This is a genomic window from Aquimarina longa SW024 (genome assembly GCF_001401755.1).
GTDB lineage: Bacteria > Bacteroidota > Bacteroidia > Flavobacteriales > Flavobacteriaceae > Aquimarina > Aquimarina longa.
The window spans coordinates 174,328-198,860 of record NZ_AVQK01000018.1 but is presented as its reverse complement, the minus strand read 5'-3'; the positions used below and the strand labels follow the sequence as shown (position 1 = coordinate 198,860).

Sequence of the window (24,533 nt, the reverse complement as noted above, 5' to 3'; positions counted from 1 at the left end):
TCTTAACCTAAAACACGTTATGAAGAAATTTGTATCAATCTTTGCTATTTTAGCAATGCTCTACAGTTGCGGTGGTGGAAACCGAGGAGAACTGGTAGGAGCACAAGGGAAAAAATGGCACCCGCAAAAACCATATGGTATGGCTCTCATCCCCGGAGGATCATTCATTATGGGGAAGTCGGATGATGACAAAGCTGCAATAGCAAATGCCCCTACAAGAATGGTTACTGTTCGTTCATTCTATATGGATGAAACAGAAATTACTAATAGTGAGTACCGACAGTTTGTAAGTTGGGTTCGTGATTCTGTAGTTAAAATGAGGTTAGCTATAATGGCAGATGAACTAGGCAAAAAACCTGGTGATGATGGTATTGGAGAATATGCGTTTTTGGATGCTGATACCGAGAATATGTCTGTTTATGAAAAGTATATGTATGACAACTATAGTGGTACAGGAGAAACAGGCTACGAAGGTCGAAAACTCAATAAAGATATCGATATTGAGTGGAATATAGAGGATTATCCTGATGAGTTTTATGCAGAAGTAATGGACACAATGTATATACCATTAGAAGAATCTTATAATGGTAGACGTACATTAGATGTAAGTAAGTTTGAATTTAGATTTACTTGGATGGATATACAGGCTGCAGCTCGAGCAAAAAAAGGAGGAAGAAAAGACTTTGTTAAAGAAGAAGTAATAGAAGTATATCCTGATACTACAGTGTGGATTAAAGATTTTAACTATTCTTATAACGAACCTATGCATAATGATTACTTCTGGCATAGTGCATACGATGATTATCCAGTAGTTGGTGTCTCTTGGGAGCAAGCTAAAGCTTTTTGCCGTTGGAGAACCATAGAAAAAAATACTTTCCAAAAGAAGAAAGGTAAAGAATTTGTGAATTATTTCAGATTGCCTACAGAGGCAGAATGGGAATATGCAGCAAGAGGAGGTCTAGAATCAGCTACGTATCCATGGGGAGGTCCATATGCGTTAAATGATAGAGGTTGTTTCTTAGCAAACTTTAAACCTCTTAGAGGAAACTATGCAGCAGATAACTTTTTATATACTGTAGAAGCTAAAACATTTGATCCAAATGATTATAACCTATATAATATGGCGGGTAATGTTTCAGAGTGGGTACAGTCATCCTATGATCCCGCAGCTTACGAATATGTATCATCAATGAACCCAAATGTTAATGATGATGAGAATAAGCGTAAAGTTGTTCGTGGAGGATCCTGGAAAGATGTTGCTTATTTCCTACAGGTAAGCACCAGAGATTATGAATACGCTGATTCTGCGAGAAGTTATATTGGATTTAGAACCGTTCAGGACTATATGGGTACTGACGTGACTGGAGAAGATAATGCTAAGAATCAAGAATAAGTCCCAAAATTTTCTATCAACTTAATTACTAACCCTTTTTTAAAATTTAGATTTAAAAAAAACAAACAAATTTATTATGGCAAATTCAAAAGCAAGCAAGAAGTTAATGAATATGGTATACGGTCTGGGAGCAGCCGTTGTAATATTAGGAGCATTATTTAAAATTATGCACTGGCCATTTGGTAACGAGATGCTTATTGTAGGTCTGGTTACAGAAGCATTAGTATTTACTGTTTCTGCATTCGAACCTGTAGATAACGATTTAGATTGGTCTCTTGTATATCCTGAATTAGCAGGAGGAGGCAAAAGAGAAAAGAAAGAAAAAGAAAAAGAAGCAACTCCTGAAGGTTTATTATCTAAAAAATTAGATGATATGCTAAAAGAGGCTAGACTAGATTCTAACCTTATGAGTAGTCTTGGAGAAAGTATTCGTAATTTTGAAGGAGCTGCAAAAGGTATTGCTCCTACAGTAGATTCTATCCAAGGACAGCAAAAGTACAGCCAAGAAATTACTCAAGCTGCAGCTCAGATGGAATCTCTAAATAGCTTATATAAAGTTCAATTAGAATCTTCTGCTCGTCAGGCTGAAGCTAATGAGAAAATTGCTCAAAACGCACAAGCCCTTGAAAAACAAATGGCAAGTTTGTCTAGTAACCTTTCTTCTCTTAATGGAGTGTATGGTGGTATGTTAACTGCAATGAATAGAAGTTAACATTTTTTAATTTAAAATATTTATAAATAACTACCAAAATCTAATAAGAATATGGCAGGAGGAAAATTATCCCCAAGGCAGAAGATGATTAACCTGATGTACTTGGTTTTCATCGCGATGATGGCATTAAATATGTCTAAAGAAGTATTGACTGCATTTGGTCTGATGACCGAAAAGCTTACTGAATCTAATGAATTAGCAGCAAAACGTAATAGCGGTTTTATGGCTGGTCTTGCTGAGAAAGTTTCAGAACAACCAGAAAAATACACACCATTAAAAGAAAAAGCAGATCAGATAAGTGCACTTTCTAATGAATTTAATACATACTTAGATCAGATAAAAGCAGAGTTGATAGAAGGTAGAGATGATCCTACAGACTACGAAACTATGGATAGACCTGATATGTTAGATCAAAAGTTTTTTAAAGGAGGTAAAACAACAGCTGCAGCTGATGAGTTCCTTGCTAATATATCAAAGTATAGAGACGGTGTTTCTGCTGCTATTAAAGAGGTAAAAGAAGTTGATGCTTCAATTGCTGATGACGTAGTAAAAACATTCTCTACAGAAGATGTAAAAGATAGATCTGGAGTTACTAAAAAATGGTTAAACTATAGTTTTGAAGGATATCCGTTAGTTGCTTCTTTAACAAAGCTTACTCAGATGCAAGCAGATGTTAAAACAACAGAAAGTAAAGTGCTTTCTGCATTATTAGCAGGACAACAAGCTTCGGAACTTTCATTTAGTAATTACGAAGCAATTGTAGTTGCTGATAAAACAGCTTTCTTTAGTGGAGAGAGTTTTAAAGGTAGAATTGTTCTTGGTCGTTTTGATGCTACACTTAAGCCAACTAAGGTTATGGTTAATGGTAAAGAACAAACCAAAGTAAACAATGGTCAGATTATGTTAGATTTCCCAGCAGGGAATGTAGGAGAAAGAGATATAGAAGGTATTCTAGAATTTAAAGAAGGTGACTCTATAGTTCCTATTCCAATAAAAAGTTCTTATACAGTAATTCCTAGACCGAATTCTGCCGTAATATCTGCGGATAAAATGAATGTAGTATATCGTGGAGTAAACAACCCAATGACAATTTCTATCCCAGGAGTTCCAGCTGTTAATGCTTCTGCTCCAGGATTAAAGAAAGTAGGTGGAGCTGGTAAATACATGATGAATGTTACTACAGTAAAAGCGCGTGAAGTAAAGATTAAAGTTAGTGGTAAACTAGCAAATGGTACTACAGTGAGCGATAGTAAAAAATTCAGAATTAGAGATATACCAAGACCAGTTGGAACGGTAAGAGGAGAAGATGGAGCAATAAAAATGGCTAGAAATGCGTTAGGAATTTCATCCGTTGGTGCAATTTTACCAGATTTTGAATTTGATATTAAATTAAAAGTTACAAGCTTTAAATTTAAAGTAGAAGGACAGCCAACTGCAACTGTTTCTGGAGGTAGACTTAATTCTAAAGCTAAATCAGCTTTGAAAAGAGCTAAAAGAGGTTCTGCAGTTCAAATTTTTGATATTAAAGCACAGTTAGCTACAAATTCAGGATATAAATTGAAAAAAATATCTCCAGTTATCATTGAGTTAACGAATTAAAAAATAAACTTAAGTAGTTATGAATTTGAGAAATTTTATAGTAACCGTTTTTGGTGTGTTGATTTCTTCTTTTTCTTTTGGACAAGCAAATGTTTTAAATGCTAATAATCCAGATGAAATAGGGAAAAAAACACAAGAACAGATTTTATATGATAATGATCGCCCATTAGAATATGGGTATGTTGATAAACGTGATGTGTTATGGGCTAAGACTACTTGGGAAACTATTGATCTAGATGAACGAATAAATTTTCCATTATATTATCCTGTAGATACATTTAATATTGGTGCGAATCGTCGTTCTTTATATGATGTATTAGTAACTAATATCAAGAATGGTAAGATAAAAACTATCTACTCAGATTCATATTTTACTGAGACTCGTACATTTGAAGATCTTAAATCTACCATGTCTAAAATTGATACAACAGATTTAGGATATGAGCAGTTTAATGCAGGAGAAGAAGTAGATCCTCAATATATCAATAGACAAGATATTGCATCTCATCATATTGAAGAGTATAAAATTAGAGGATATTGGTATTTTGATAAAAGATTGGGAGAGTTAAGGTATCGATTGTTAGGTATAGCACCTGTCGCTCCTGATGTTAACTTTATTGATGATGATGAGCCGGATAAAGTAGCTTTATTTTGGGTATGGTATCCAGATGCAAGAGAAATTTTGCACAATGCTAAGGCATTTAATAGGAAGAATACCTCTATGCCATTTACCTATGATCATATTTTAAATGCCAGACGTTTTAATTCTGTAATCTATAAAGAAGATAATATTCAGGGTGACCGCGAAATTAAAGATTATATCGTGGATAATGCCTTAATGCAACTTCTCGAAAGTGAAAGAATTAAAGAGAGTATTCGTAACTTCGAAATGGATATGTGGAGTTATTAGTAACTATTACACTATTTAGTAAATAATACAAGAAACGCCTAACTATAGTTAGGCGTTTCCTTATTTTTGATCTATGTTAGATTATATTATTGTAGGGTTCGGATTATCAGGATTGTCATTTGTAGAGCAATTAGAGGATAATAATAAGTCGTATATAGTGTATGAGGATTTCTCTCAAAAGTCATCTAGAGTAGCTGGAGGACTCTATAATCCAGTAATTTTAAAACGCTTTACATTAGCTTGGCAAGCCTTTGAACAACTAAAAGTAGCAATTCCTTTTTATCAAAATATCCAAAAAAAACTTCAGCAACCGTTAATTTCAGATCTTCCGGTTATGAGACGATTTAACTCTGTAGAGGAGCAGAATAGCTGGTTTGAAGCCTGTGATAAACCAATATTGGGCCAATTATTATCACCAGAATTGATTCATAATACTACTGAAGGTTTAGATATTCCATTTCATTATGGAGAGGTAAAGTGTACAGGGAAAATAGATATTTATACAATGCTATCTTCATATATAGAATATCTTAAAAAAAAAGATGCTGTAATCAATGAATCTTTTGAGTATAGTAAGATGCTTGTAAAGGATAAGTTTGTTGAATATAAAGGGATTAAGAGTAAGCGTGTGTTGTTTGCTGAGGGATACGGGATGATTAATAACCCGTTTTTTAATCACCTACCAATATATGGTAATAAGGGAGAGTATATTATTATTAAATGTGAGGCACTAAAATTACAGAAAGCTATAAAATCTTCTGTATTTATTATTCCATTAGGAGATGATTTGTATAAAGTTGGAGCTACCTATGCTAATGATGATAAAACTCCAGAAGTCACTACTGCAGCAAGAGAAGAATTACAGAGAAAACTGAATCAATTTTTGACTATACCCTATAAGGTTGTAGATCAGGTTGCAGGAATACGTCCTACAGTTAGAGATCGTAGACCTTTAATAGGTACACATACAGATTATCAAAACATTCATGTTTTAAATGGCTTAGGAAGCAGAGGGATATTAATAGGACCTACTATAGCCAAAAGGCTTTATAATCATATAGAAAAAGGAGCTTCTTTGAATCAGGAGGTAGATATTAAACGTTTTGATGCTAACCTATGATGAATGTTCTTCTTTTTTATAAGACATAAAAAAATTGATCCAGATATTTCTAGATATTCTCATAATAACTGGTAAGAAGGCGATCATTGTTCCGGCAATAATAAAAAAGGAAACAATTAAGTTTAATTTAAGAATAAGGTTACTGATTACAAACGCTGCAACAGCAAAAGCAATTCCTACAGGGTAACTAACATACATAGCACCATAGAAAAAAGAAGGCTCTATTTTATATTTCGTTCCGCAATGACTACAACGTTCTTCCATTTTTAATGTTTGACTTAGTTTATAAGGATTAGATTCCTTATACATACTCTCTTTTTGACATACAGGGCAACTCCCTGTTATGATGCTATAAACTTTTGTTCCTTGTAAGATATTCATGGGCGTTTTTATTGTAACACAAAATTAATCATCTTTGCACAAAAAAATCAAAAGCTGATGTTAAACATACATAACTTATCGATTTCTTTTGGAGGAGAATATCTTTTTGAAGAAATAAGTTTCAGATTAAGTGCAGGAGATCGAGTAGGGTTGATTGGTAAGAATGGGGCAGGAAAGTCTACTATGCTTAAAATTTTATCTAAAGAGCAAGAACCAGATTCTGGACAAATTGCTATGGATAAAGAAGTAAGAATTGGTTTTCTAAAACAGGATATAGATTTTGTATTAGGTCGTACAGTTTTAGATGAAGCTTATGAAGCCTTTATAGAAATAAAAAAAATAGAACGAGATATTGATAAGATCAATATTCAATTAGCAGAACGTACAGATTATGAGAGTGAGAGCTATAATCAGCTTATTACTGATTTAAGCGACCTAACACATCATTATGAGGTTTTGGGAGGGTATAATTACCAAGGAGAGACAGAACGCGTATTACAAGGACTTGGATTTGCTAGAGAAGATTTTAATAAATTAACAGATACTTTTTCTGGAGGATGGCGCATGAGGATAGAATTAGCAAAGCTATTATTGCAGAACAATGATATTTTATTGTTAGATGAGCCAACCAATCACTTAGATATAGAGTCGATTATTTGGTTAGAGAGTTTTTTAAAAGGATATACAGGAGTTGTTGTGATTGTTTCTCATGATAAAATGTTTTTGGATAATGTTACTAATAGAACGATAGAGATATCTTTAGGGCGTATATATGATTATAATAAGCCATATTCAAAATATTTAGTATTGCGTAAAGAAATGCGAGAACAACAACTTGCAACCCAGAAAAACCAATCTAAGCAGATAGAGCAGACAGAAAAACTTATTGAAAAGTTTAGAGCAAAAGCATCAAAAGCATCGATGGCGCAATCTCTTATCAAAAAATTAGATAAAATAGAACGTATTGAGGTAGATGAAGATGATAATGCAGTAATGAATGTTAGTTTTCCTATAAGCAAACAGCCAGGTAAAGTAGTAATTGAAGCAGATTCAATAGGAAAAACATATGGAGAAAAGCAAATTCTAAAAGATATTGATTTATTAGTAGAACGTGGAGCTAAAATAGCTTTTGTAGGACAGAATGGACAGGGTAAATCAACATTTGCAAAGATTATTATTGATGAGATTACTCATGATGGAGAGCTTAAACTTGGTCACAATGTAGAGATTGGATATTTTGCTCAAAATCAATCAGAATATCTAGATGGAGAGATAACAGTGCATGAAACAATGATCAATGCTGCTAATGAAAAAAACCGAAGCAAAGTTAGAGATATGTTAGGTTCATTTTTGTTTAGAGGAGATGAAGTAGATAAAAAAGTGAAAGTACTCTCAGGAGGAGAACGTAATCGGTTAGCACTTTGTAAACTTCTTCTAGAGCCGTTTAATATATTGGTGATGGATGAACCAACAAACCACTTGGATATTAAATCTAAAAATGTGCTTAAAGAAGCTTTAAAAAGTTTTGAAGGGACATTAATCTTGGTATCACATGATAGAGATTTTCTTCAGGGATTAACCAATACAGTTTATGAGTTTAAGAATAAGCAAATCAAAGAATATCTTGGAGATATAGATTTCTATTTAGAAGAACGAAGAATTAATGATCTAAGAGATATTGAAAAGAAAGATAAGCATGAAAAAACAATTTCTAATGCTAAAGAAACAGCTAAACAATCTTATCAAGATCAAAAGAAACTAAAATCTCTAAATAATAAGTTAAGTAATGTAGAATCAAAAATCAATAAACTCGAAAGAGAGATTAAAGAAATTGATATAGAGTTAGCTGTAAACTATGATGAAACCATTGCAAAACCTAACTTTTTTGATGGATATCAAAAAAAGAAAGATTTTTTAGCTTCTTTGATGGAAGATTGGGAAGTGCTACAAGAAGAAATAGAATTGTTAAGCCAATAAAGTTTAGTTGTAAACTAAGTTTTGTTATCATAAAGTTAACTGAACTGAGTTATGTTATTTTTACAATATTTTTTTAGTTGGTTGCAGTTACAACTAGATTATTATAAATATTTTTGCACTTAATTAAAAAATAGTATTTATGAATGATACAAAGGCAATAGATTTAAATGCTCATGCATTATCTTGGGTAGGTAAAATTCATTATGATTTTGGATTTTTGGTTCAGAAAGCATTTAGAGATAATGGAATAGATTTATCTAAAGAACAATGGAGTGTATTAAAACGTTTGCATGTAAATGATGGACAACCACAAAATGATTTAGCTTTTATTACACATCGGGATAAAACATCGATGACAAGACTAGTTAATACTATGGAAAGCAAGGATTTAGTTGTTCGTAAGAATGATGAAAATGATAGAAGAGTGAATCGTATTTTCCTTACAATCTATGGCAAACAAGTTATCGAAAAAGTACAGCCTATAATGTATGATCTTATTCCTGCAGTTCAAGAGAGTTTGAGTGAAGAAGAAATAGAAATTCTAATTACTGCAATGAAAAAAGTAAAAACTAAGATAGCAGAGATAGCAGAGAGATAATAGTTTAGAAATAGTATATATAAGGAAAGGTGTTCAAATATGAATGCCTTTTCTTATATACAAAACCTTAGATTCTAACTTTTATGAGTTCTTTAACGGCATTGCAATGCTGTGGATGATAGTTTTGTAGGTGATCTACAATATACTATGAGGAAAATTATACTTTCAATTCTTGGAGTGCTCTTAATTATTGCTTCTATTTTTGGTGCCAGAAAAATAATAGATACTAAAAAAAGAGCTAAACCCAGAATAGCAAAAATTGTAAAAACAGTTTTTGTTGATACAGTCAAAAACAAAACTATTCCTATTCGAATTACAGCAAACGGTAATCTTACAGCAAAAAGAAGATTAGAGGTATATGCAGAAGTTCAAGGGATTTTTAAAGAAGGAGCTAAACTTTTTAGAACAGGTCAAAAATATAAGCGAGGACATGCATTGATAAGAATAGATGCATCAGAATATTATGCCAGTGTACAATCAGCCAAAAGCAATTTATATAATCTGGTTACTTCTATTATGCCAGATTTACGATTAGATTACCCAGAGATTTATGAGAAGTGGCAAGAGTATCTCAATACCTTTGATATGCGCAAAGCAACTCCAAAACTTCCCGAGATTACTTCAGAAAAAGAAAAATACTTTATAACAGGAAGAAATATATATACGACCTATTATAATGTCAAAAATCTAGAGCAGCGATTAGCAAAATATACAATTTCAGCCCCTTTTGATGGGGTACTTACCGAAGCTTTAGTAACCGAAGGAACTTTAATTCGTCAAGGACAAAAACTAGGAGAATATATTGATACAAGTACCTATGAAATGCAAGTGGCTATAGGTAAAGAGTATGGCGATTTACTTAGAGAAGGGGAGTCTGTCGAGCTCTCTACGCTTAATAAAACAAAAACATTTACAGGTACTGTATCCAGAATTAATGGTAGTGTTGATCAGGCAACCCAGACTATTACTACTTTTATAGAAGTAGTAGCACCTACACTAAAAGAAGGGATGTATCTAGAAGCAAATCTTGATGCCAAGAAAGAAGAAAATGCTATCGAAATAGATAGAAACCTGCTTCAGGAAAGAAATAAAATATTTGTCGTAAAAGATAGTGTTCTAGATGTGATTGATGTAAAACCAATATATTTTTCTGATAAAAAAGTAGTACTTAAAGGGGTTCCTGATGAAACTGTAATTTTATCAAAAAATGTTCTTGGAGCGTATGCTGGGATGTTGATTAGGGTATATCAAGATAAGAAGCAGCATAGTAATGTAACGAGTGATACTGTGGATAGTACAACTAAAAAACAATAATGATGCGTAAAATTATTGCTTTTTTTATTAGGTATCACGTTGCGGTAAATGTTATTGTACTTGCATTTTTTGCATTTGGAATTGTAGGAGCACTCTCTCTAAAATCTTCATTTTTCCCCTTAATTGATTCTAAAAACGTTACTATAGATATTACCTACCCAGGAGCTTCCCCTCTAGAGGTAGAAGAAGGAATTGTTCTTAAGATAGAAGATAATCTTAAGGGGTTGGATGGAGTAGAACGCGTAACTTCTACATCTAGAGAAAATAGAGGAACAATAAATATTGAAATAGAAAAAGGAAAGAATATCGATTTTATGCTATTAGAGGTAAAAAATGCAGTAGATCGAGTACCTTCATTTCCTACAGGGATGGAGCCTTTAATAGTTGCAAAACAAGAAGCTATCCGTCCAACTATTAATTTTTCTATAAGCGGAAATGATATACCTCTTAAAACACTTAAAGAGATTGCACGTCAAATAGAAAATGACCTTCGCGGAATAAATGGAATTTCTCAGATAACTATAAGTGGTTATCCTGCAGAAGAAATTGAGATAGCGATAAATGAAAAAAACTTATTAGCTTATAATTTGAGTTTTAATGAAGTTGCACAAGCAGTGAGTCGAGCTAATATTTTGACTACTGGAGGGACTATTAAAACTGATGCTGAAGAATACCTTATTAGAGCAAATAATCGCTCATATTATGGTAATGAACTATCTAATTTAATTGTACGTGCCAATGCTACAGGGAATGTTATACGACTTATAGATGTAGCAGAGATACGAGATCGTTTTTCAGAAACACCTAATACCACTTATTTTAATGGTGATTTAGCGGTGAATGTACAGATAACAAGCACAAATACAGAAGATCTTATTTCATCAGCAGAAAAAACAAAAGAGTATATAGAAGAATTTAATCAGAAACATACTAATGTACAGCTTAATGTTATTAGTGACCGATCTATTACATTAGTGCAACGTACCAATCTTTTAACAGAAAATGCGATTATTGGAATGCTATTAGTGCTTGCTTTTTTATCCTTATTCCTTAATACACGGTTAGCATTTTGGGTTGCCTTTGGGCTTCCAGTAGCTTTTTTGGGGATGTTTATTTTTGCAGGTTCATTTGATGTAACGATAAATGTATTATCGCTTTTTGGGATGATTATTGTTATTGGAATTCTAGTGGACGATGGTATTGTAATAGCAGAAAACATCTATCAGCATTACGAAAAAGGAAAAACTCCAATTCAGGCAGCTATAGATGGTACTATGGAAGTAATTCCACCCATTATTTCTGCTATTATTACAACAATACTTGCTTTTGGTATTTTCTTATTTTTGGATGGTCGTATAGGAGAATTTTTTGGAGAAGTCTCTGTAGTTGTAATTCTTACATTGACAGTTTCTTTGATAGAAGCTTTGATTATTCTACCAGCACATTTAGCACATTCTAAGGCATTACAACCACAAGATTCAAAACCTAAAACAGGTATTGGGCAACTATTTGCAAAATTGAGATATATTAATACTTTTGGAGACGCTGTTATGAGTTGGTTACGAGATAAAGTGTACAGCCCTTCTTTGCGTTTTGCATTACAAAATAAATTCTTCACGTTTTCAATTTTTATCGTTCTTCTTGTTCTAACCATAGGTAGTGTAGGAGGAGGGATAGTCCGGACTTCATTTTTTCCTCAGATTGCAAGTGACCGATTGTCAATCAATCTAGCGATGCCTAACGGAACTAATGAAAAGGTAACAGATAGTATTATTTCTTTGATAGCAGAAAAAGCTTGGGAAGTTAATGAAGAATTAACAGAAAAATATTTGAAAGGACCTGAATATGAAGGGAAGAAATTATTCAAAAATGTGATTACTAATATAGGACCTGGATCATCTTCTGCTTCATTGGTTGTTAATTTATTACCAGGAGAAGAACGCCCAGATGCAGTAGCATCAGCTATGGTTAGCGATCTTATCAGTAAAAAAATGGGTGAAGTTACAGGTGTAGAAAGTTTAGTATATGGAAGCGGAGGTAACTTTGGAGGAAGACCAGTTTCGGTTTCATTATTAGGAAATAATATTGAAGAGCTTAAGGCAGCAAAAATTGAGTTAAAAAATACACTAGTGAATAACCCATTGCTTAAAGATGTTACTGATAATGATCCTGCAGGGATCAAAGAAATTCGGATTGAGCTAAAAGAAAATGCATATCTATTAGGGATGAATTTACGAGATATTATGGCACAGGTTCGTGCAGGGTTTTTCGGAGTTCAGGCGCAACGTTTCCAACGTGGGCAAGATGAAATTAGAGTTTGGGTTCGATATAATCGTGATAATCGTTCTTCGATATCTAATCTAGATAATATGCGTGTTACCACGATTAGTGGTGAGCGAGTGCCACTTAGTGAAATCGCAACCTATAGCATAGAAAGAGGTGATGTCGCTGTCAATCACTTAGAAGGGCGTCGTGAAATACAGATTTCTGCGGATTTAAAAGATGTAGAAACGACTAGTGCAACAGATATATTGCAAGAAATTCGTACAGTGACTATGCCAGAGATTATTTCTAAATATCCAACAGTTACACCTTCTTATGAAGGGCAAAATCGAGAAGCAGGGAAACTTCTAGGATCTTTAAAACCTGTGGGACTTACTGTACTTGCATTGATTTATATAACTATTGCATTTACGTTTAGAAGCTATAGCCAACCATTACTACTTCTATTGCTTATACCTTTAAGTATACCAGCAGTAGCTTTAGGACATTGGGCGCATAATTTTCCAATCAATATATTATCTATGTTAGGTATTATTGCTCTTATAGGAATTATGGTTAATGATGGTCTGGTACTTATCGGAAAGTTTAATAGTAATCTTAGAGAAGGATTGAGTTTTGACGAATCAATTTATGAAGCAGGCCGTTCTCGCTTTAGAGCAATATTCTTAACTTCATTGACTACCATTGCAGGATTAGCACCTTTATTGTTAGAAAAAAGTAGACAAGCACAGTTTTTAAAACCGATGGCTATTTCGATAGCGTATGGTATTGGTTTTGCAACGGTATTAACTTTATTGATGTTACCACTATTTTTATCATTTAGTAATACTGTGAAAGTAAGGGGTAAATGGTTGATTACAGGAAGTAAAATTACCAAAGAAGAAGTAGAACGAGCTATTAAAGAACAAAAAGAAGAAGATGAAGAGTAGTGTCATGAGTCACAAGCATAATTATATAAAAAAAGTTTGTTTTCTATTTTGGGTTTTAGGACATCATGTAATTGCTCAGCAATTAACCAAACAAGATGCTATTCAGCTTGCTTTAGAGAATAATTTTGGGATACAAATTGCTACTAATAGAACCAAAATAGCTACTAATAACAAAGGGATTCTTAATTCAGGCTATTTACCGATATTATCAGGTAATATAGGGGCTAACTATCAAACAGCTACTACGAGTACCTCTTTTTCTGGAGCTATTAATCAAAATACTGGACAAGAACGAGCAGATATCGAGATCAAGGATGCAGAAACACAGCGTTATAATGTAGGATTAAACCTTAACTATACAATATTTGATGGTTTAGGGAGGTATTATAATTATAAAAAGCTAAAAGAACAATATAATCTTACAGAACTACAAGCAAGAGAGACTATAGAAAATACGATACTACAATTATTTTCAATATACTATGAAGTAGCTAGATTATCAGAAAATATAGAAATTCTTAAAGAGACACTTCAGATTTCAAAAGAAAGAGTAGTAAGATCCAAATATCAGTTTGAATATGGTCAAAACACAAAACTTAATGCACTTAATGCAGAAGTTGATGTAGCAAATGATAGTATTAGGATTTTAAATACCAGACAGCAATTGGAAAATACCAAAAGAGACCTTAATGTGGTTTTGGATAAGGATTTAGGTTTTGAATTTCAGGTGGATACTATTATTAAGTTTATTGCAAAAGAGGAATTAGATACCTATATATCTCAATCAACAGAGAATAATGTGACGTTATTACAGAATAGGAGTAATATACAGATTAGTGATTATGATATTAAAGTGAGTAGATCAGGATATCTACCTACAGTTGGATTAGTCGGATCTTATGGATGGAATCAAAACCGTAATCCACCATCGATATTTTTTCCAGGAAACGTATCAGATGTATACACCTTAGCTGCGGGAGTAAATCTTACTTGGAATCTTTTTGATGGAGGAAGAACTATTACGAAAATGAAAAATGCTAAAATAGCATTAGAAAATCAAGAAGTATTAAAAAAACAAGTAACTAAAGGGGTTGCAAGAGATATTGCTAATGCATTAGGGAATTATAAGAACAGGTTAAATGTGTATAAAATTCAACAGCAAAATGTAATTACAAGTCAGAACAATTTCGAGCGTTCACAAGAACGTTTTAAACTAGGACAAGTTACATCGATAGAATTTAGACAAGCACAGATTAATTTAATTTTAGCACAGACTAATAAGAATGCAGCAAAGTATGATGCAAAAATTGCAGAACTCCAATTATTACAGTTAACAGGACAATTATTGAACGTAGATTTCTGATTTTATTGATGTATTATTATACGATTCTGAAAATGAGTTTAGTTAATTAAAAAACACAAAAATGGTTGAACACTTTTTTCAATGCCCACATTGTTGGGAAGAAATTTCTATGCTATTAGATCCGTCTATAGCATATCAAGTTTATGTAGAAGATTGTGAGGTTTGTTGTAATCCTATAGAGTTATATCCAAGATTTGATAATAATGAACTGGTATCTTTTGAAGTATTGAATCTTGATCAATGATTTTAGAGACTTTACTATTAGGTAGTTATGTTTTTTTTGTTTTTTTTAATATAAATAGTATTGTTTAATCCAAAAATGGTTGTATATTCGCACTCCAATTGCAGAACGATATATGAAGAAATGCAATTATAAGTTCATAAAGTTTAAAAAATTAGTTAACAACTAATTTACATAATATACATCGCGGGATAGAGCAGTAGGCAGCTCGTCGGGCTCATAACCCGAAGGTCACAGGTTCGAGTCCTGTTCCCGCTACTAGCAATGACAAGGGTTTCAAGAGATTGAAGCCCTTTTTTTATGACTACTGTACAACATATGTACAACAATTCTAATAAATCAAAACTTAATCTTTATTTAGGTATTCTTTTTCTTTCAATAATATATTTATTTTTTTAAGAATTTCTCTTTGCTTTTTTTGAGTGTCATTATCATCAAGTAGTCCTGTTAAGGGAGTAAATATAGGTACGATAGCTAATACAGTAGTGATTATAAATTGGATATTTTGAGGAATAGGTTTATCAAATACCCCTTTAAGTATGCTGTCTTTATTTTGTTCAGCTAAAAAACCAAACAGAATAGGAAGTGAAAAATATAATATTATGAATAGTACTAAGGAAAAAAAGAGATATTTAAAAGCTGTTTTCCATTTTGCGCTAGCTTCTTTTTCTAAAATAATTGAACATTCATTTTTCTTTTCTAATAATCCTGATCTGTTTAATTGTTCTAAATGATTGTTACTATTAATATTAATATCTCTACCTACTTTTATATTTCTATTTTTATCAAACATTTACTATATTTTATTTAAGCTGATTATTTACGTAAATTTATGGATATTCTGATGAACTGCAACCAAGCTAATCAAATACCACTTGATACAATTATACGCGTAATGGGTTGTGCAGCCCTTGCCAAGCATTCAGGCGGACAAGAGCAATGGTATGAAAATCCATTACGCACAGAACGCACCCCCAGTTTTTCGGTAAACCATAAAAAGAACCTATGGCAAGATTTAGGCACAGGGCAGGGCGGTAAGGTCATTGACCTAGTGATGCAATATAGCAGCACAAACGTGTCAGGCGCGTTGCAATGGCTTAATGAGAACCTTAACAGCACCAATCTACCACAAAACAAAACAATCCAATTAGCAGGGCAGTATGAAGAAAAGAAGCCCCGTTTTGAAATCGCTAAGATAAAGCAAGTACTAAACCCCAATTTAATCGCTTACGGTAAAGAACGCGGCATACACTCGTCAATTATAGATAAACACCTAAAAGAAGCGCATTATACCGACACGGAAACAGGTAAATCCTTTTACGGGCTAGGGATTCAAAACCAATCGGGCGGGTATGCCATTCGCAACAAGTATATGAAAACCGCTATTGCCCCCAATGATTTTACCTATATCGAAGGTACAGGAATGCGGGGCAATGTCGTAAATGTATTTGAGGGCTTTTTTGATTATTTGAGCCATCTAATGATTACAGGGCAGCAAGAACCAGAAAACAAAACCATTATTTTAAATTCTACCGCAATGGCAAAACGCGCCGCCGACTTTTTGCGTGATAAAATCACGGTAGATCACGTAGTTTTGTTTTTAGATAATGAAAAAGAGGGAAGTAAAGCCGCCGAAGCGGTAGAACGTGCCACCGATCATTTTAAGGCGTCGCCTTATACAATCTATGCTGCAAACGACACCTACTATGGCTATGAAGATTTAAATGCTTGTTATAAAGCCACAGGGCAGCAATGCCAAATAGAAATGCGTCCAATTAAATACCACGATCACGATTTAGATACAGGGTTGCAAATGTAACCTTAATCCTTTGTAAAATCCGTTAATTATGCTATATTTACATCAATAGTATGACTATTGCAGCAATAAAAAGGTTTTATATATGGCAACGATACGAAAAACGATTACGGTAACAGACAAGCAAGACGAGTGGATTAAATCCCAAATCAATAACGGCGACTTTACAAACGAAAGTGAATATATCCGCGCCCTTATCAGACGGGAGCAAGGGAATAATGAAAAGTTTCTAAAGCTAAAATCCGAAATTCAAAAGGGGCTTGATAGTGGTATCAGCGATAGGACTTTAGACGATATATGGGCAGCAGCCGAGCAGAAGCATAAGGCAAAAAATGGCTAAATATCGTTTTACACCACTAGCAGAGAATGACCTATTTAACATTGCAGATTACACCATTGAGCAATGGGGCATCAAGCAAGCCCGTACCTATCGCGATAAACTCAATAGCTGTTTTACCTTATTGGCAGATAGACCCACGATAGGGCGTGACGCTTCGGAATATGGGGAAGAATTACGCCGCTATGCCTATCAATCCCATACGATTTTTTACGTACCTACCGATACTGGCATTTTGATTGTGCGCGTATTGGGGCAACAGATGGACTATGAACAACATTTATAATTTTAAACCCTAAAGTATGACCGAAGCAGAAAGCACCCGATTAACCAAATTGCTTACTGATATGGTGGCGCAATGGGCTAAAGATTACCCCAACCCTATTATAAAAAATCATTCCTACCTTAATGAAGATTCAAGCCAGTTTTACACGAGTGAAGCCGAATTACAGGTTTTTAAGATCAGCCCTAAAGAATTACACAGGTTACACGCGGCGCATTACACTTATTTAGGTTTTATTGAGGTTGCAGACAGTAGCGCATACGATAAAGAACTATATAATTTACTGATCAAAGCACGCGACATATGCCCACCCCTGAATTATTACGGTCAACAAATCCCATTTACAACAGGGAATGACGACCCGCAAACATTTATTTGGTATTGTAAAACCTTCTTTAATTTGTCGCAGCGTTCTAGTACCGCATTTTGGCAAAAACAGCATTTCAATACTTCTCATTTGATTACCTACGACGACGAGCAACACCATACTATCATAGATGTTTTACCACCGTTGAGACAAGACAAGCACCAACCGCCGCAACGACCAATATTTAGTGATTGGAACAAAGACCCTTTTTAATCTTTTTCTTTTTTAGCTAGCACTTTGCAGGGCGTTATTTTATGTAAATAGCCATCCTATTGTTGGGATTATTTGAGCTGCGCTCAATCCCGTTACTTCGTCAGCGTTTGGGGCGCACTGCGTAACGGATATAAAACTACGTTTTATTGGTTTCTTAGTTAGGTCAGATTATCCTTAAAAGGATAGTTGTGGAAAGAAAGTAACCTAGAATTGCATAGGGTTTTGAAAATCAGTATCTTTGGGTGTGCAGCGGAGTAGCAAGATGAAGAAATGTACGTACAAAAACTATCGTTTTCGCCCGCGCAATTCTTAATCTTGGCAAGGAGAGCCGCTACGCTTTTCCCCGTTGCATCCCCTATCGTCTGAGTATCGCCCCTAAATGTTAATAAAAAGTTTCGATATGAAAAAGACCGCCAAAAAACCAAAGATCAAATTTGATTCCCGCTTGCCTGATACCCGTTGCACTTCGGCAGAATTGGCAACGATCAAAGCAAAAGCGGCACAAGCAGGCTTGACCCCTTCGGCATATATGCGGCGAATGGGTGTACATGGAAAAATCGCCATTAAAGAAAGTAAGACCGATACCCAACTGATACGGCATATTGCTGCTATCGGTAACAATTTGAACCAATACCAAAAGCGTGTGAATCTTGGCGGGCTTACGCCTTACGAACACGATTTATTAATTGGGTGTTTAGAAAAGATAGATACCGTTTTAACTGGCTTGCTCAATGATACCACGGATTAATGACAGAGGTTACAGCTTTAAAGGGGTGACGGCGTATTTGATGCACGATAAGCAAGCCGATACCGCCGAGCGCGTGGCGTGGACGGAAACGGGTAATCTGTGGACTGCCAACGTGCATAAAGCCGCTAAACAAATGGCGTGGACGGATATACACGCAGAGCAGCTAAAGCGGGATGCGGGGATAGCCACTACAGGGCGCAAAACCGAAACAGGGGCAGTGTACCATTATTCGTTAGCGTGGGCGCACGATGAGACTCCAGACGAAGCCCACCAAAAAGAAATGGCATTAGAAACGGTTAAGGAATTGGGTTTATCGGAGCATCAATATTACTTTGTGGCGCACAATGATACCAAACACGATCACGTTCATATTGTTGTTAATTTGACCCACCCCCAAACAGGCAAACGCGCCGAACTGCCACTAGATAAAAACAAGGTTCAGGCATGGGCGTTGGAATACGAACAGGAGCGCAAAATCTATTGTGAACAGCGTGTAGAAAATGCCCGCAAGAGGGAGCGGGGAGAGCGCAGCAATTACCAGAAAGAAAAACAGGATTACAGCACCCAAGTAACCCGCGCATATTATGCCGCCGATAACGGAAAAGCATTTAAAAATGCGCTTGAATTGGAAGGCTTACAACTTGCTAATGGTGATCGTAATACGCTTGTGATCGTCGATGAAAAAGGCAAAATAAACCGCCTTATGCGACAATTGCAGATTGACGAGCGCGGCGGCGCAAAAACTAAAGCAGTACTAGCCAAATGCAACGACCTAGACCGTGAAAGTTTGCCCAAAGCCAACGACTTATCGGCACAGATCAAAGAGCAAAATAAGCCCTATGATCGTGAAGCCGAAGCCATTAAACAAGAACATCGATTAGAGGAAGCCGCGCACCAATTCGCCATAGAACAGGAGCAGAAAGAAAAAGAACTAGCACGTCAACAATGGGCAGTTGAGAAAGCCGCCGAGCGTAAAGCAGCACAACAGAAATGGGGTGAAGAACGAGCAGCAGAACGTAAAGCGCGTAAGGAACGGCTTAACGAAATCCTAAAAAGCATTAAAGAGAACAAAGGCAATAAAGGCGGCAGACGGTTACACCTTATTGACGAACTGGCAGAGTTACGCGCCAAAGAAGCACAGGAAGAAAAAGAAGCCTTAGCCCAAAATGAAAAAGCGCGGAAGTGGCAAGGCTATTTTGATGAGCGTATCAGTAAGGCGCGGGATTTACACGACATTGACGGCAGCAAACAACGCCTAGAAGAAGCACGCAAACAATACGAGCCATACAAAGATGTTGGTTCACGGCTTTTCAAGCGTGAACAGTTTGAACAGACATACAACAATTTGCAAAACCGCGAAAAACAGTTAGCGGAGCAAATGCGCCGTTTTAAACTGGATATTGAAGCGATACACAAAAATAGGCAATGGGCGATTGATGAAGAACTGGAAAAACAGGGCTTCGGGGATGCAGGGGAATTGCAGGGCAAGACCGACCAAGACCGCCATACCACCGAAGCGGAGCAGCAGAAAGCGGAGAAAGAAAACGACACCTTGCGCGAAGCATTCAGCAATGAACAGAGTGCGGCGAGTTTGGAGCATAGCGTACAGGGCAAGACCCCCACACAGAAAGGCAAGGTTTCACAAGTGAAACGCCTAGCGACCAAACACAAGGAGAAAAAAGCAGCAGAACAGGAACACACCCAAGAAAAACAGCAGCAGAAAGAGAAGCAAAAAGACCAGAATAAGCAGCACGAAAATTACCAATTATTAAAAGCCGCCGCAAAGCGCAATCTAAAGGAACAGCAAGAGGACAAGGCACAAAAACAATCATTGGATAATGCGCACGACCTTTCTATACAAAAGAATTTCAATACGAAAAGCCCAAGCATTGAAGATGAACAGGCGCGTATTGCTGCGGAGTTTGAACAAGTGGCAAAAGAAAATGCAGCGCAACACCGCGAACAAGAGTTAGAAGAAATGCCCAAGTTTGACAGTGAGGAACAACGCCGTATCTGGTTAGCTTTTAAGGAACTGGAAAAAGATAAGGACTTGGAGCAGGACAACGGAATGGATATTTAGAGATTATCCAATGTCAGGACTATTGGTATTATCTTCTTTTGCATCAAATAAGCCCATTTCCTTTTGACGTTTCAATAGGTAATGGATGGAAGAAGGATTAAATTGTTTTCCTCGGTACGATTTCAATCCTAAATCATTAAAATGCTGCGCTATTTTAGCTTCGGAGGTAATCCCTTCTTTTTGAGCATCCACAACGTGGGGAAATATCTCTACTGCAAATTTATCGGATGCATTTTTTCTATTCTTTTTTGCATCAAATTTTCCTAGTTTTTCTTCAAGTTCTTGGTTTCTTAACAAGGTTTTTTTGTAATCATCCAATAGGCTTATAAGTGGTGCTTGTAGTAATTCAAGAGGGTCTTTACCTTCTAATTCTGCCTTAGCTTTTATATGCTCTAATAGCCTTCGTGTTTGTTTTTGAACTTCGGAATCAATACTTTCCGATTGCTCTACAAACTGAAAAGGGCTTTGCTCCCCTTCGGGGTTTTCTACAAAAAAATCGCTGTCATTCGGTGGCACAATATTAAACCTTTCATCATCACTACTAGTATCTGCAATTATTGCCCCTTGTTGTATTAATGCTAATACATAGGGCGCAAAATGTTTTCTTAGTATGGCTTCAATTTCCATTTGTCAAATTTTTGCGACAATATACATAATATACTCATATGTCAATATTTGAGTAACTAAAATTTAACTCGAAATGTTAAATTTTATGTTAATAAAACACTCATAAATTAATTATTGAGTGATTTATATTTAATTTTACTCATAATTCATATAGCGAGTATTAATTTAAAATGTTTTATTATGGGAGCATTCTATACCAAAGCGTTAGACGCTTACGAAAAACAGGATTATAGCCAATATTTCAAAACGCTGAAACAAGGAGCTAGTAAAAAGGATTGGGATTGTGTGGGGCTAATGGGGGTTAGCTGTATCGAACAGGTTGGCGGATTCAAAAAGGATAATGAACTCGGATTATTTATGTTAGAATCCGCCGTAAATGCGTATCATATTCCTTCAATACACGTATTGGGGATTTATTATTATAAGGGGTTGCACGAAGTACCTCGCGATAGAAAAAAAGGACTGTCCTTGATACGCAGAAGTGCGCTTATGGGATATTCTCCTGCCCAATATGAACTAAACGGGGTGTATTGCGCTAGTCTGAAATTTAAGCGTGCAGGTGCGTGGGCTATTGTGGCGATGCAATTCGGCAATGAAAAAGCCAAACAATTCTGTGAGGGTGCAGCACCTTTTAAGCAAAGTACCGTTGATCTGGCAAATACAATAATCAAATGTATTAAAGATTGTGTTTCGCAAGAACTCACCACCCAAGAAGCCCTTAAAATCATTACCTATTACGAAAATCACGAATTCTAAAAATAGACAGCCCCGCCCATTGGTGGGGTTATTTTTTCACTTAAAAATAAAAAAATATGGGATTATTTTCTAAAGAAAGTAGCAGCGAAAGGCAAATTGAACATTACAGCGAATTGCTAGACCACACACGGGAGCAGTACGAAGCCTTAGAGGACGTGCAGGGCAGCCCCGAAGCCGAAGCACAGCGTAATCAATTATTTGAGCAGATCAAGCAAATTGAAATTACGATTGATGAAATCAAACAACAGGATGAACAAGCACAAGAGAATGACCATACAGACGGTATGGACTTGTTCGAGGATTAACAATTTAAAACTATGCGATATGAAAGCAACACACAAAGCCGCAGCCTTGCGAAAAACAGGGATTACCGCTCGTATCAATTACGGGGTGGCAATCATTTTGATCTTTATTTATGGGTTATTTATAAGCCGTACCCTATGGAACAAGTTACCCAAATTGGAAGTGAACCGCTATACCTTCACAGGTAGGCGTTACGGCATATGGGATGCATTGCTACACAATAATGGGGAACTCTTATTTTTAATCATACTAATGAGTATAAGCATTATTCTTTTATCGTGGCTTTTGTTTGCCAGTAAATTAGCCGTAATACGGTTACGCCTTTTCAAGAATGTAAAATATTTTATTCCTGTATTCAGCGTGTTGTACCTGTATTGTTTTTTCGGGGTGTTTTGGAAAAACTTACCCGAAACACAAGCCCTTGCCTTTTGTATTGCTGCCTTTGTAATCGTTGCCCTGCATTTTACGGGGGTGTATTTTGCGATCAATAAGCCAGAGAAACACCTTAACACCACCATTTATAATATTAATGCGGTCAATGTTTTTATGCTTTTTGTGGTGGTGCAATATTTACACCCAAGCGCGTATTTTTGGTACATCTTCTGGATGCTTTTTGTGCCTGTCATTATCCTGTATTTCAAGAACAGTATTTTGATTGTTGTTGAATATGTGAAGGAATCAGAACTATATCGGCGGTTGTTCATTAGATCGGTACATGGCGAATCGAGCCGTTGGGCAAGTTATTACACCTTTTTTAAAAATGACATTGGTACGTGGTTTATCAAAAATCGTAACCGTATATGGTTTTCTGCGGAAAGCACTTTATTTTTAGGTAAGACGTTTTTTGAAAACGATTTCCAATTAACGGGCAGGAATATTGGCTTTAAAACCGAATGGCATATGATTACCGTTGCAGGAACGCGGGGCGGTAAATCCGTTGACGTGATCTATACGAATGTATTGAACTATGCAGGAGGAGTAATTGCGCTAGACGTAAAAGGTGAGATTACACAAGTGGTATGGAAACGCCGTAGCCAGCAACGCCCATTTTACGTGCTAGACCCTTTTAATGTGGTTATTGAAAAAAAAGGTTCAGGCGTTGCATTAAAAAATTCGCATTGGAATATTTTGGATGAAATAGACGTGAACCATCCCGAAGCACGGGAACATATCATTACCCTTGCCGAAGCCTGCATAGAAAAGTCAGAAAACGAAGCAGGGAACGCCGCGCATTTTCGTGAGACTGCCCAAATCGTATTAAGGGGTGTTATTGCTTATGTGCTATCAGATCCTTTTTTAGAAGATGAACAACGTCATTTAGGAACGGTATTTAATTTTATAAAATATGGTGCAGCGACAGCTTCGCAATTTTGCCCAATAGCTTTAAATGATTTTATCAAATTTAAACTTACAACCAATCATGCTGTAGGTGGCGCAGCGAAGGAAGCCGCCAGTATTCTAACTACCGTTGGGGAAAAGGAAAAAGGCGCAATCCTATCAACATTAACACGCGGTATTGACTGGATGAACTCGCCATCTATACAAAAAATTATCTGTCATAAAAGCGATTTCAGTTTGGCAGATGCAAAAGCAAAAGAAGCGAGTATATTTCTAATATTGCCCGAAGAACATTTACAAAAATTCAATAGACTAACCTCTGCTTTTTATACAATGGGATTGAATAAATGCAGTAATCACGTTACGTCACAGCCTAAAGGCTCTAAGCGCCGTGTGTTGTTCTTAATGGAAGAATTTAGCAAGCTAGGTTACTTTGCGCCGGTGGCTCAAAAGATCACGATTGCAGCAGGAAGTTATATAAAGTTTTGGTTTATCCTGCAATCCATCGACCAGATACGAAAAGTATATAAAAATGAAGGGGATTTTTGGAGCAGTTGCGATCTACAGGTTTTTGCATTGGATAAAAAAGACCACGATTCCGCTAAATATATTTCCGATGTTTTAGGGAACTACACGGTAAAGAATAAAAAAAACGGTTCAGAACAAACCTATAAACTAATGGAAGCATCGGAAGTCTCGGAATTTTTGGACGTAGGCACAAAGAATCAAATCATTATTCCTAGAGAGGGCTACCCGCTAAAACTTAGGCGAGTACCATTCTTTAAATTGTTCAAACGCAGCCAGTATGGTAAGAACACCCGATAATTAATACTTAAATTGTTGTA

23 protein-coding genes and 1 tRNA gene are annotated in these 24,533 nt (G+C 35.7%); 21 read left to right on the top strand and 3 right to left on the bottom strand.

The features are described from left to right. Positions 1-19: 19 nt before the first annotated feature. The 5 genes from porK to N456_RS04580 all read left to right on the top strand — a co-directional run bounded on the left by porK (position 20) and on the right by N456_RS04580 (position 5,734). A complete protein-coding gene (gene porK, locus N456_RS04600; protein ID WP_062054377.1) occupies positions 20-1,393 on the top strand; it encodes a T9SS ring complex lipoprotein PorK/GldK in 1,374 nt (457 codons plus the stop codon). Positions 1,394-1,469: 76 nt separating this feature from the next. Further along, a complete protein-coding gene (gene porL / locus N456_RS04595) occupies positions 1,470-2,105 on the top strand; it encodes a type IX secretion system motor protein PorL/GldL (RefSeq protein WP_062054375.1) in 636 nt (211 codons plus the stop codon). A 51-nt stretch (positions 2,106-2,156) separates the two neighbouring features. After that, positions 2,157-3,704 (top strand): type IX secretion system motor protein PorM/GldM, encoded by a 1,548-nt coding sequence (gene porM / locus N456_RS04590; RefSeq protein WP_062054373.1) that lies wholly within the window; start codon positions 2,157-2,159, stop codon positions 3,702-3,704. Between the two features lie 19 nt (positions 3,705-3,723). Further along, complete coding sequence (gene porN, locus N456_RS04585; protein WP_062054372.1) at positions 3,724-4,614, top strand: type IX secretion system ring subunit PorN/GldN; 891 nt, start codon at positions 3,724-3,726, stop codon at positions 4,612-4,614. Positions 4,615-4,687: 73 nt separating this feature from the next. Then, positions 4,688-5,734 (top strand): NAD(P)/FAD-dependent oxidoreductase, encoded by a 1,047-nt coding sequence (locus N456_RS04580; protein WP_062054371.1) that lies wholly within the window; start codon positions 4,688-4,690, stop codon positions 5,732-5,734. On the opposite strand, the gene N456_RS04575 is transcribed toward N456_RS04580, so the two are convergent. Continuing rightward, positions 5,729-6,115, bottom strand: a complete 387-nt coding sequence (locus N456_RS04575; RefSeq protein ID WP_062054369.1) for a DUF983 domain-containing protein — start codon at positions 6,113-6,115, stop codon at positions 5,729-5,731. The two genes, N456_RS04580 and N456_RS04575, sit on opposite strands and share 6 nt — an antisense overlap. A 57-nt stretch (positions 6,116-6,172) precedes the next feature. Between N456_RS04575 and N456_RS04570 the strand changes: the two genes are divergently transcribed. From N456_RS04570 to N456_RS04540, 7 genes are all read left to right on the top strand, one after another. Continuing rightward, positions 6,173-8,092, top strand: coding sequence for an ABC-F family ATP-binding cassette domain-containing protein (locus N456_RS04570; protein WP_062054367.1), 1,920 nt, complete (start codon positions 6,173-6,175; stop codon positions 8,090-8,092). Positions 8,093-8,231: 139 nt separating this feature from the next. Next, a complete protein-coding gene (locus tag N456_RS04565; protein ID WP_062054365.1) occupies positions 8,232-8,690 on the top strand; it encodes a MarR family winged helix-turn-helix transcriptional regulator in 459 nt (152 codons plus the stop codon). Positions 8,691-8,837: 147 nt separating this feature from the next. Then, positions 8,838-10,004, top strand: coding sequence for an efflux RND transporter periplasmic adaptor subunit (locus tag N456_RS04560; RefSeq protein WP_062054443.1), 1,167 nt, complete (start codon positions 8,838-8,840; stop codon positions 10,002-10,004). Between the two features lie 2 nt (positions 10,005-10,006). Beyond that, positions 10,007-13,216, top strand: coding sequence for an efflux RND transporter permease subunit (locus tag N456_RS04555; RefSeq protein ID WP_062054441.1), 3,210 nt, complete (start codon positions 10,007-10,009; stop codon positions 13,214-13,216). Next, entirely contained in the window at positions 13,206-14,579 is a 1,374-nt protein-coding gene (locus N456_RS04550) for a TolC family protein (RefSeq protein ID WP_240315482.1), read from the top strand. The genes N456_RS04555 and N456_RS04550 overlap by 11 nt, the downstream gene beginning before the upstream one ends. Positions 14,580-14,640: 61 nt before the next feature. Then, complete coding sequence (locus tag N456_RS04545) at positions 14,641-14,823, top strand: CPXCG motif-containing cysteine-rich protein (protein WP_062054361.1); 183 nt, start codon at positions 14,641-14,643, stop codon at positions 14,821-14,823. A gap of 182 nt (positions 14,824-15,005) precedes the next feature. Beyond that, positions 15,006-15,078: transfer RNA gene (locus N456_RS04540), tRNA-Met, on the top strand. Between the two features lie 88 nt (positions 15,079-15,166). Here the strand turns inward: N456_RS04540 and N456_RS04535 are convergent. After that, positions 15,167-15,613 carry a hypothetical protein gene (locus N456_RS04535; RefSeq protein ID WP_062054359.1) on the bottom strand — a complete coding sequence of 149 codons (447 nt, stop codon included), beginning with the start codon at positions 15,611-15,613 and terminating at the stop codon, positions 15,167-15,169. Positions 15,614-15,652: 39 nt separating this feature from the next. Between N456_RS04535 and N456_RS04530 the strand changes: the two genes are divergently transcribed. The 6 genes from N456_RS04530 to N456_RS04505 all read left to right on the top strand — a co-directional run bounded on the left by N456_RS04530 (position 15,653) and on the right by N456_RS04505 (position 20,664). After that, complete coding sequence (locus N456_RS04530) at positions 15,653-16,639, top strand: toprim domain-containing protein (protein WP_062054357.1); 987 nt, start codon at positions 15,653-15,655, stop codon at positions 16,637-16,639. An 82-nt stretch (positions 16,640-16,721) separates the two neighbouring features. Further along, positions 16,722-16,976, top strand: a complete 255-nt coding sequence (locus tag N456_RS04525) for a type II toxin-antitoxin system ParD family antitoxin (RefSeq protein WP_062054355.1) — start codon at positions 16,722-16,724, stop codon at positions 16,974-16,976. After that, complete coding sequence (locus N456_RS04520) at positions 16,969-17,259, top strand: type II toxin-antitoxin system RelE/ParE family toxin (protein WP_062054353.1); 291 nt, start codon at positions 16,969-16,971, stop codon at positions 17,257-17,259. The genes N456_RS04525 and N456_RS04520 overlap by 8 nt, the downstream gene beginning before the upstream one ends. A 16-nt stretch (positions 17,260-17,275) precedes the next feature. After that, on the top strand, positions 17,276-17,836 hold the full coding sequence (locus N456_RS04515) for a hypothetical protein (protein WP_062054351.1): 561 nt from the start codon (positions 17,276-17,278) through the stop codon (positions 17,834-17,836). Positions 17,837-18,236: 400 nt separating this feature from the next. Next, positions 18,237-18,584: a plasmid mobilization protein gene (locus tag N456_RS04510; protein WP_158447824.1), complete on the top strand. Its 348-nt coding sequence runs from the start codon at positions 18,237-18,239 to the stop codon at positions 18,582-18,584. Further along, positions 18,568-20,664, top strand: coding sequence for a relaxase/mobilization nuclease domain-containing protein (locus tag N456_RS04505; protein WP_062054347.1), 2,097 nt, complete (start codon positions 18,568-18,570; stop codon positions 20,662-20,664). The genes N456_RS04510 and N456_RS04505 overlap by 17 nt, the downstream gene beginning before the upstream one ends. A gap of 3 nt (positions 20,665-20,667) precedes the next feature. Here the strand turns inward: N456_RS04505 and N456_RS04500 are convergent, their stop codons facing one another. Next, positions 20,668-21,291, bottom strand: coding sequence for a recombinase family protein (locus tag N456_RS04500; RefSeq protein ID WP_062054345.1), 624 nt, complete (start codon positions 21,289-21,291; stop codon positions 20,668-20,670). A gap of 180 nt (positions 21,292-21,471) precedes the next feature. On the opposite strand from N456_RS04500, the gene N456_RS04495 reads away from it, so the two are divergent. Genes N456_RS04495 through N456_RS04485 form a run of 3 tightly spaced genes read left to right on the top strand, consistent with a single transcriptional unit; the run spans position 21,472 to position 24,513 of the window. Then, positions 21,472-22,047 (top strand): SEL1-like repeat protein, encoded by a 576-nt coding sequence (locus N456_RS04495; RefSeq protein ID WP_062054343.1) that lies wholly within the window; start codon positions 21,472-21,474, stop codon positions 22,045-22,047. Between the two features lie 56 nt (positions 22,048-22,103). After that, the gene (locus N456_RS24000; RefSeq protein WP_062054341.1) at positions 22,104-22,352 is read left to right on the top strand and encodes a hypothetical protein; all 249 of its coding nucleotides are present in this window, start codon (positions 22,104-22,106) and stop codon (positions 22,350-22,352) included. 19 nt (positions 22,353-22,371) lie between these two features. Beyond that, the gene (locus N456_RS04485) at positions 22,372-24,513 is read left to right on the top strand and encodes a type IV secretory system conjugative DNA transfer family protein (RefSeq protein ID WP_062054339.1); all 2,142 of its coding nucleotides are present in this window, start codon (positions 22,372-22,374) and stop codon (positions 24,511-24,513) included. Positions 24,514-24,533: the final 20 nt, after the last annotated feature.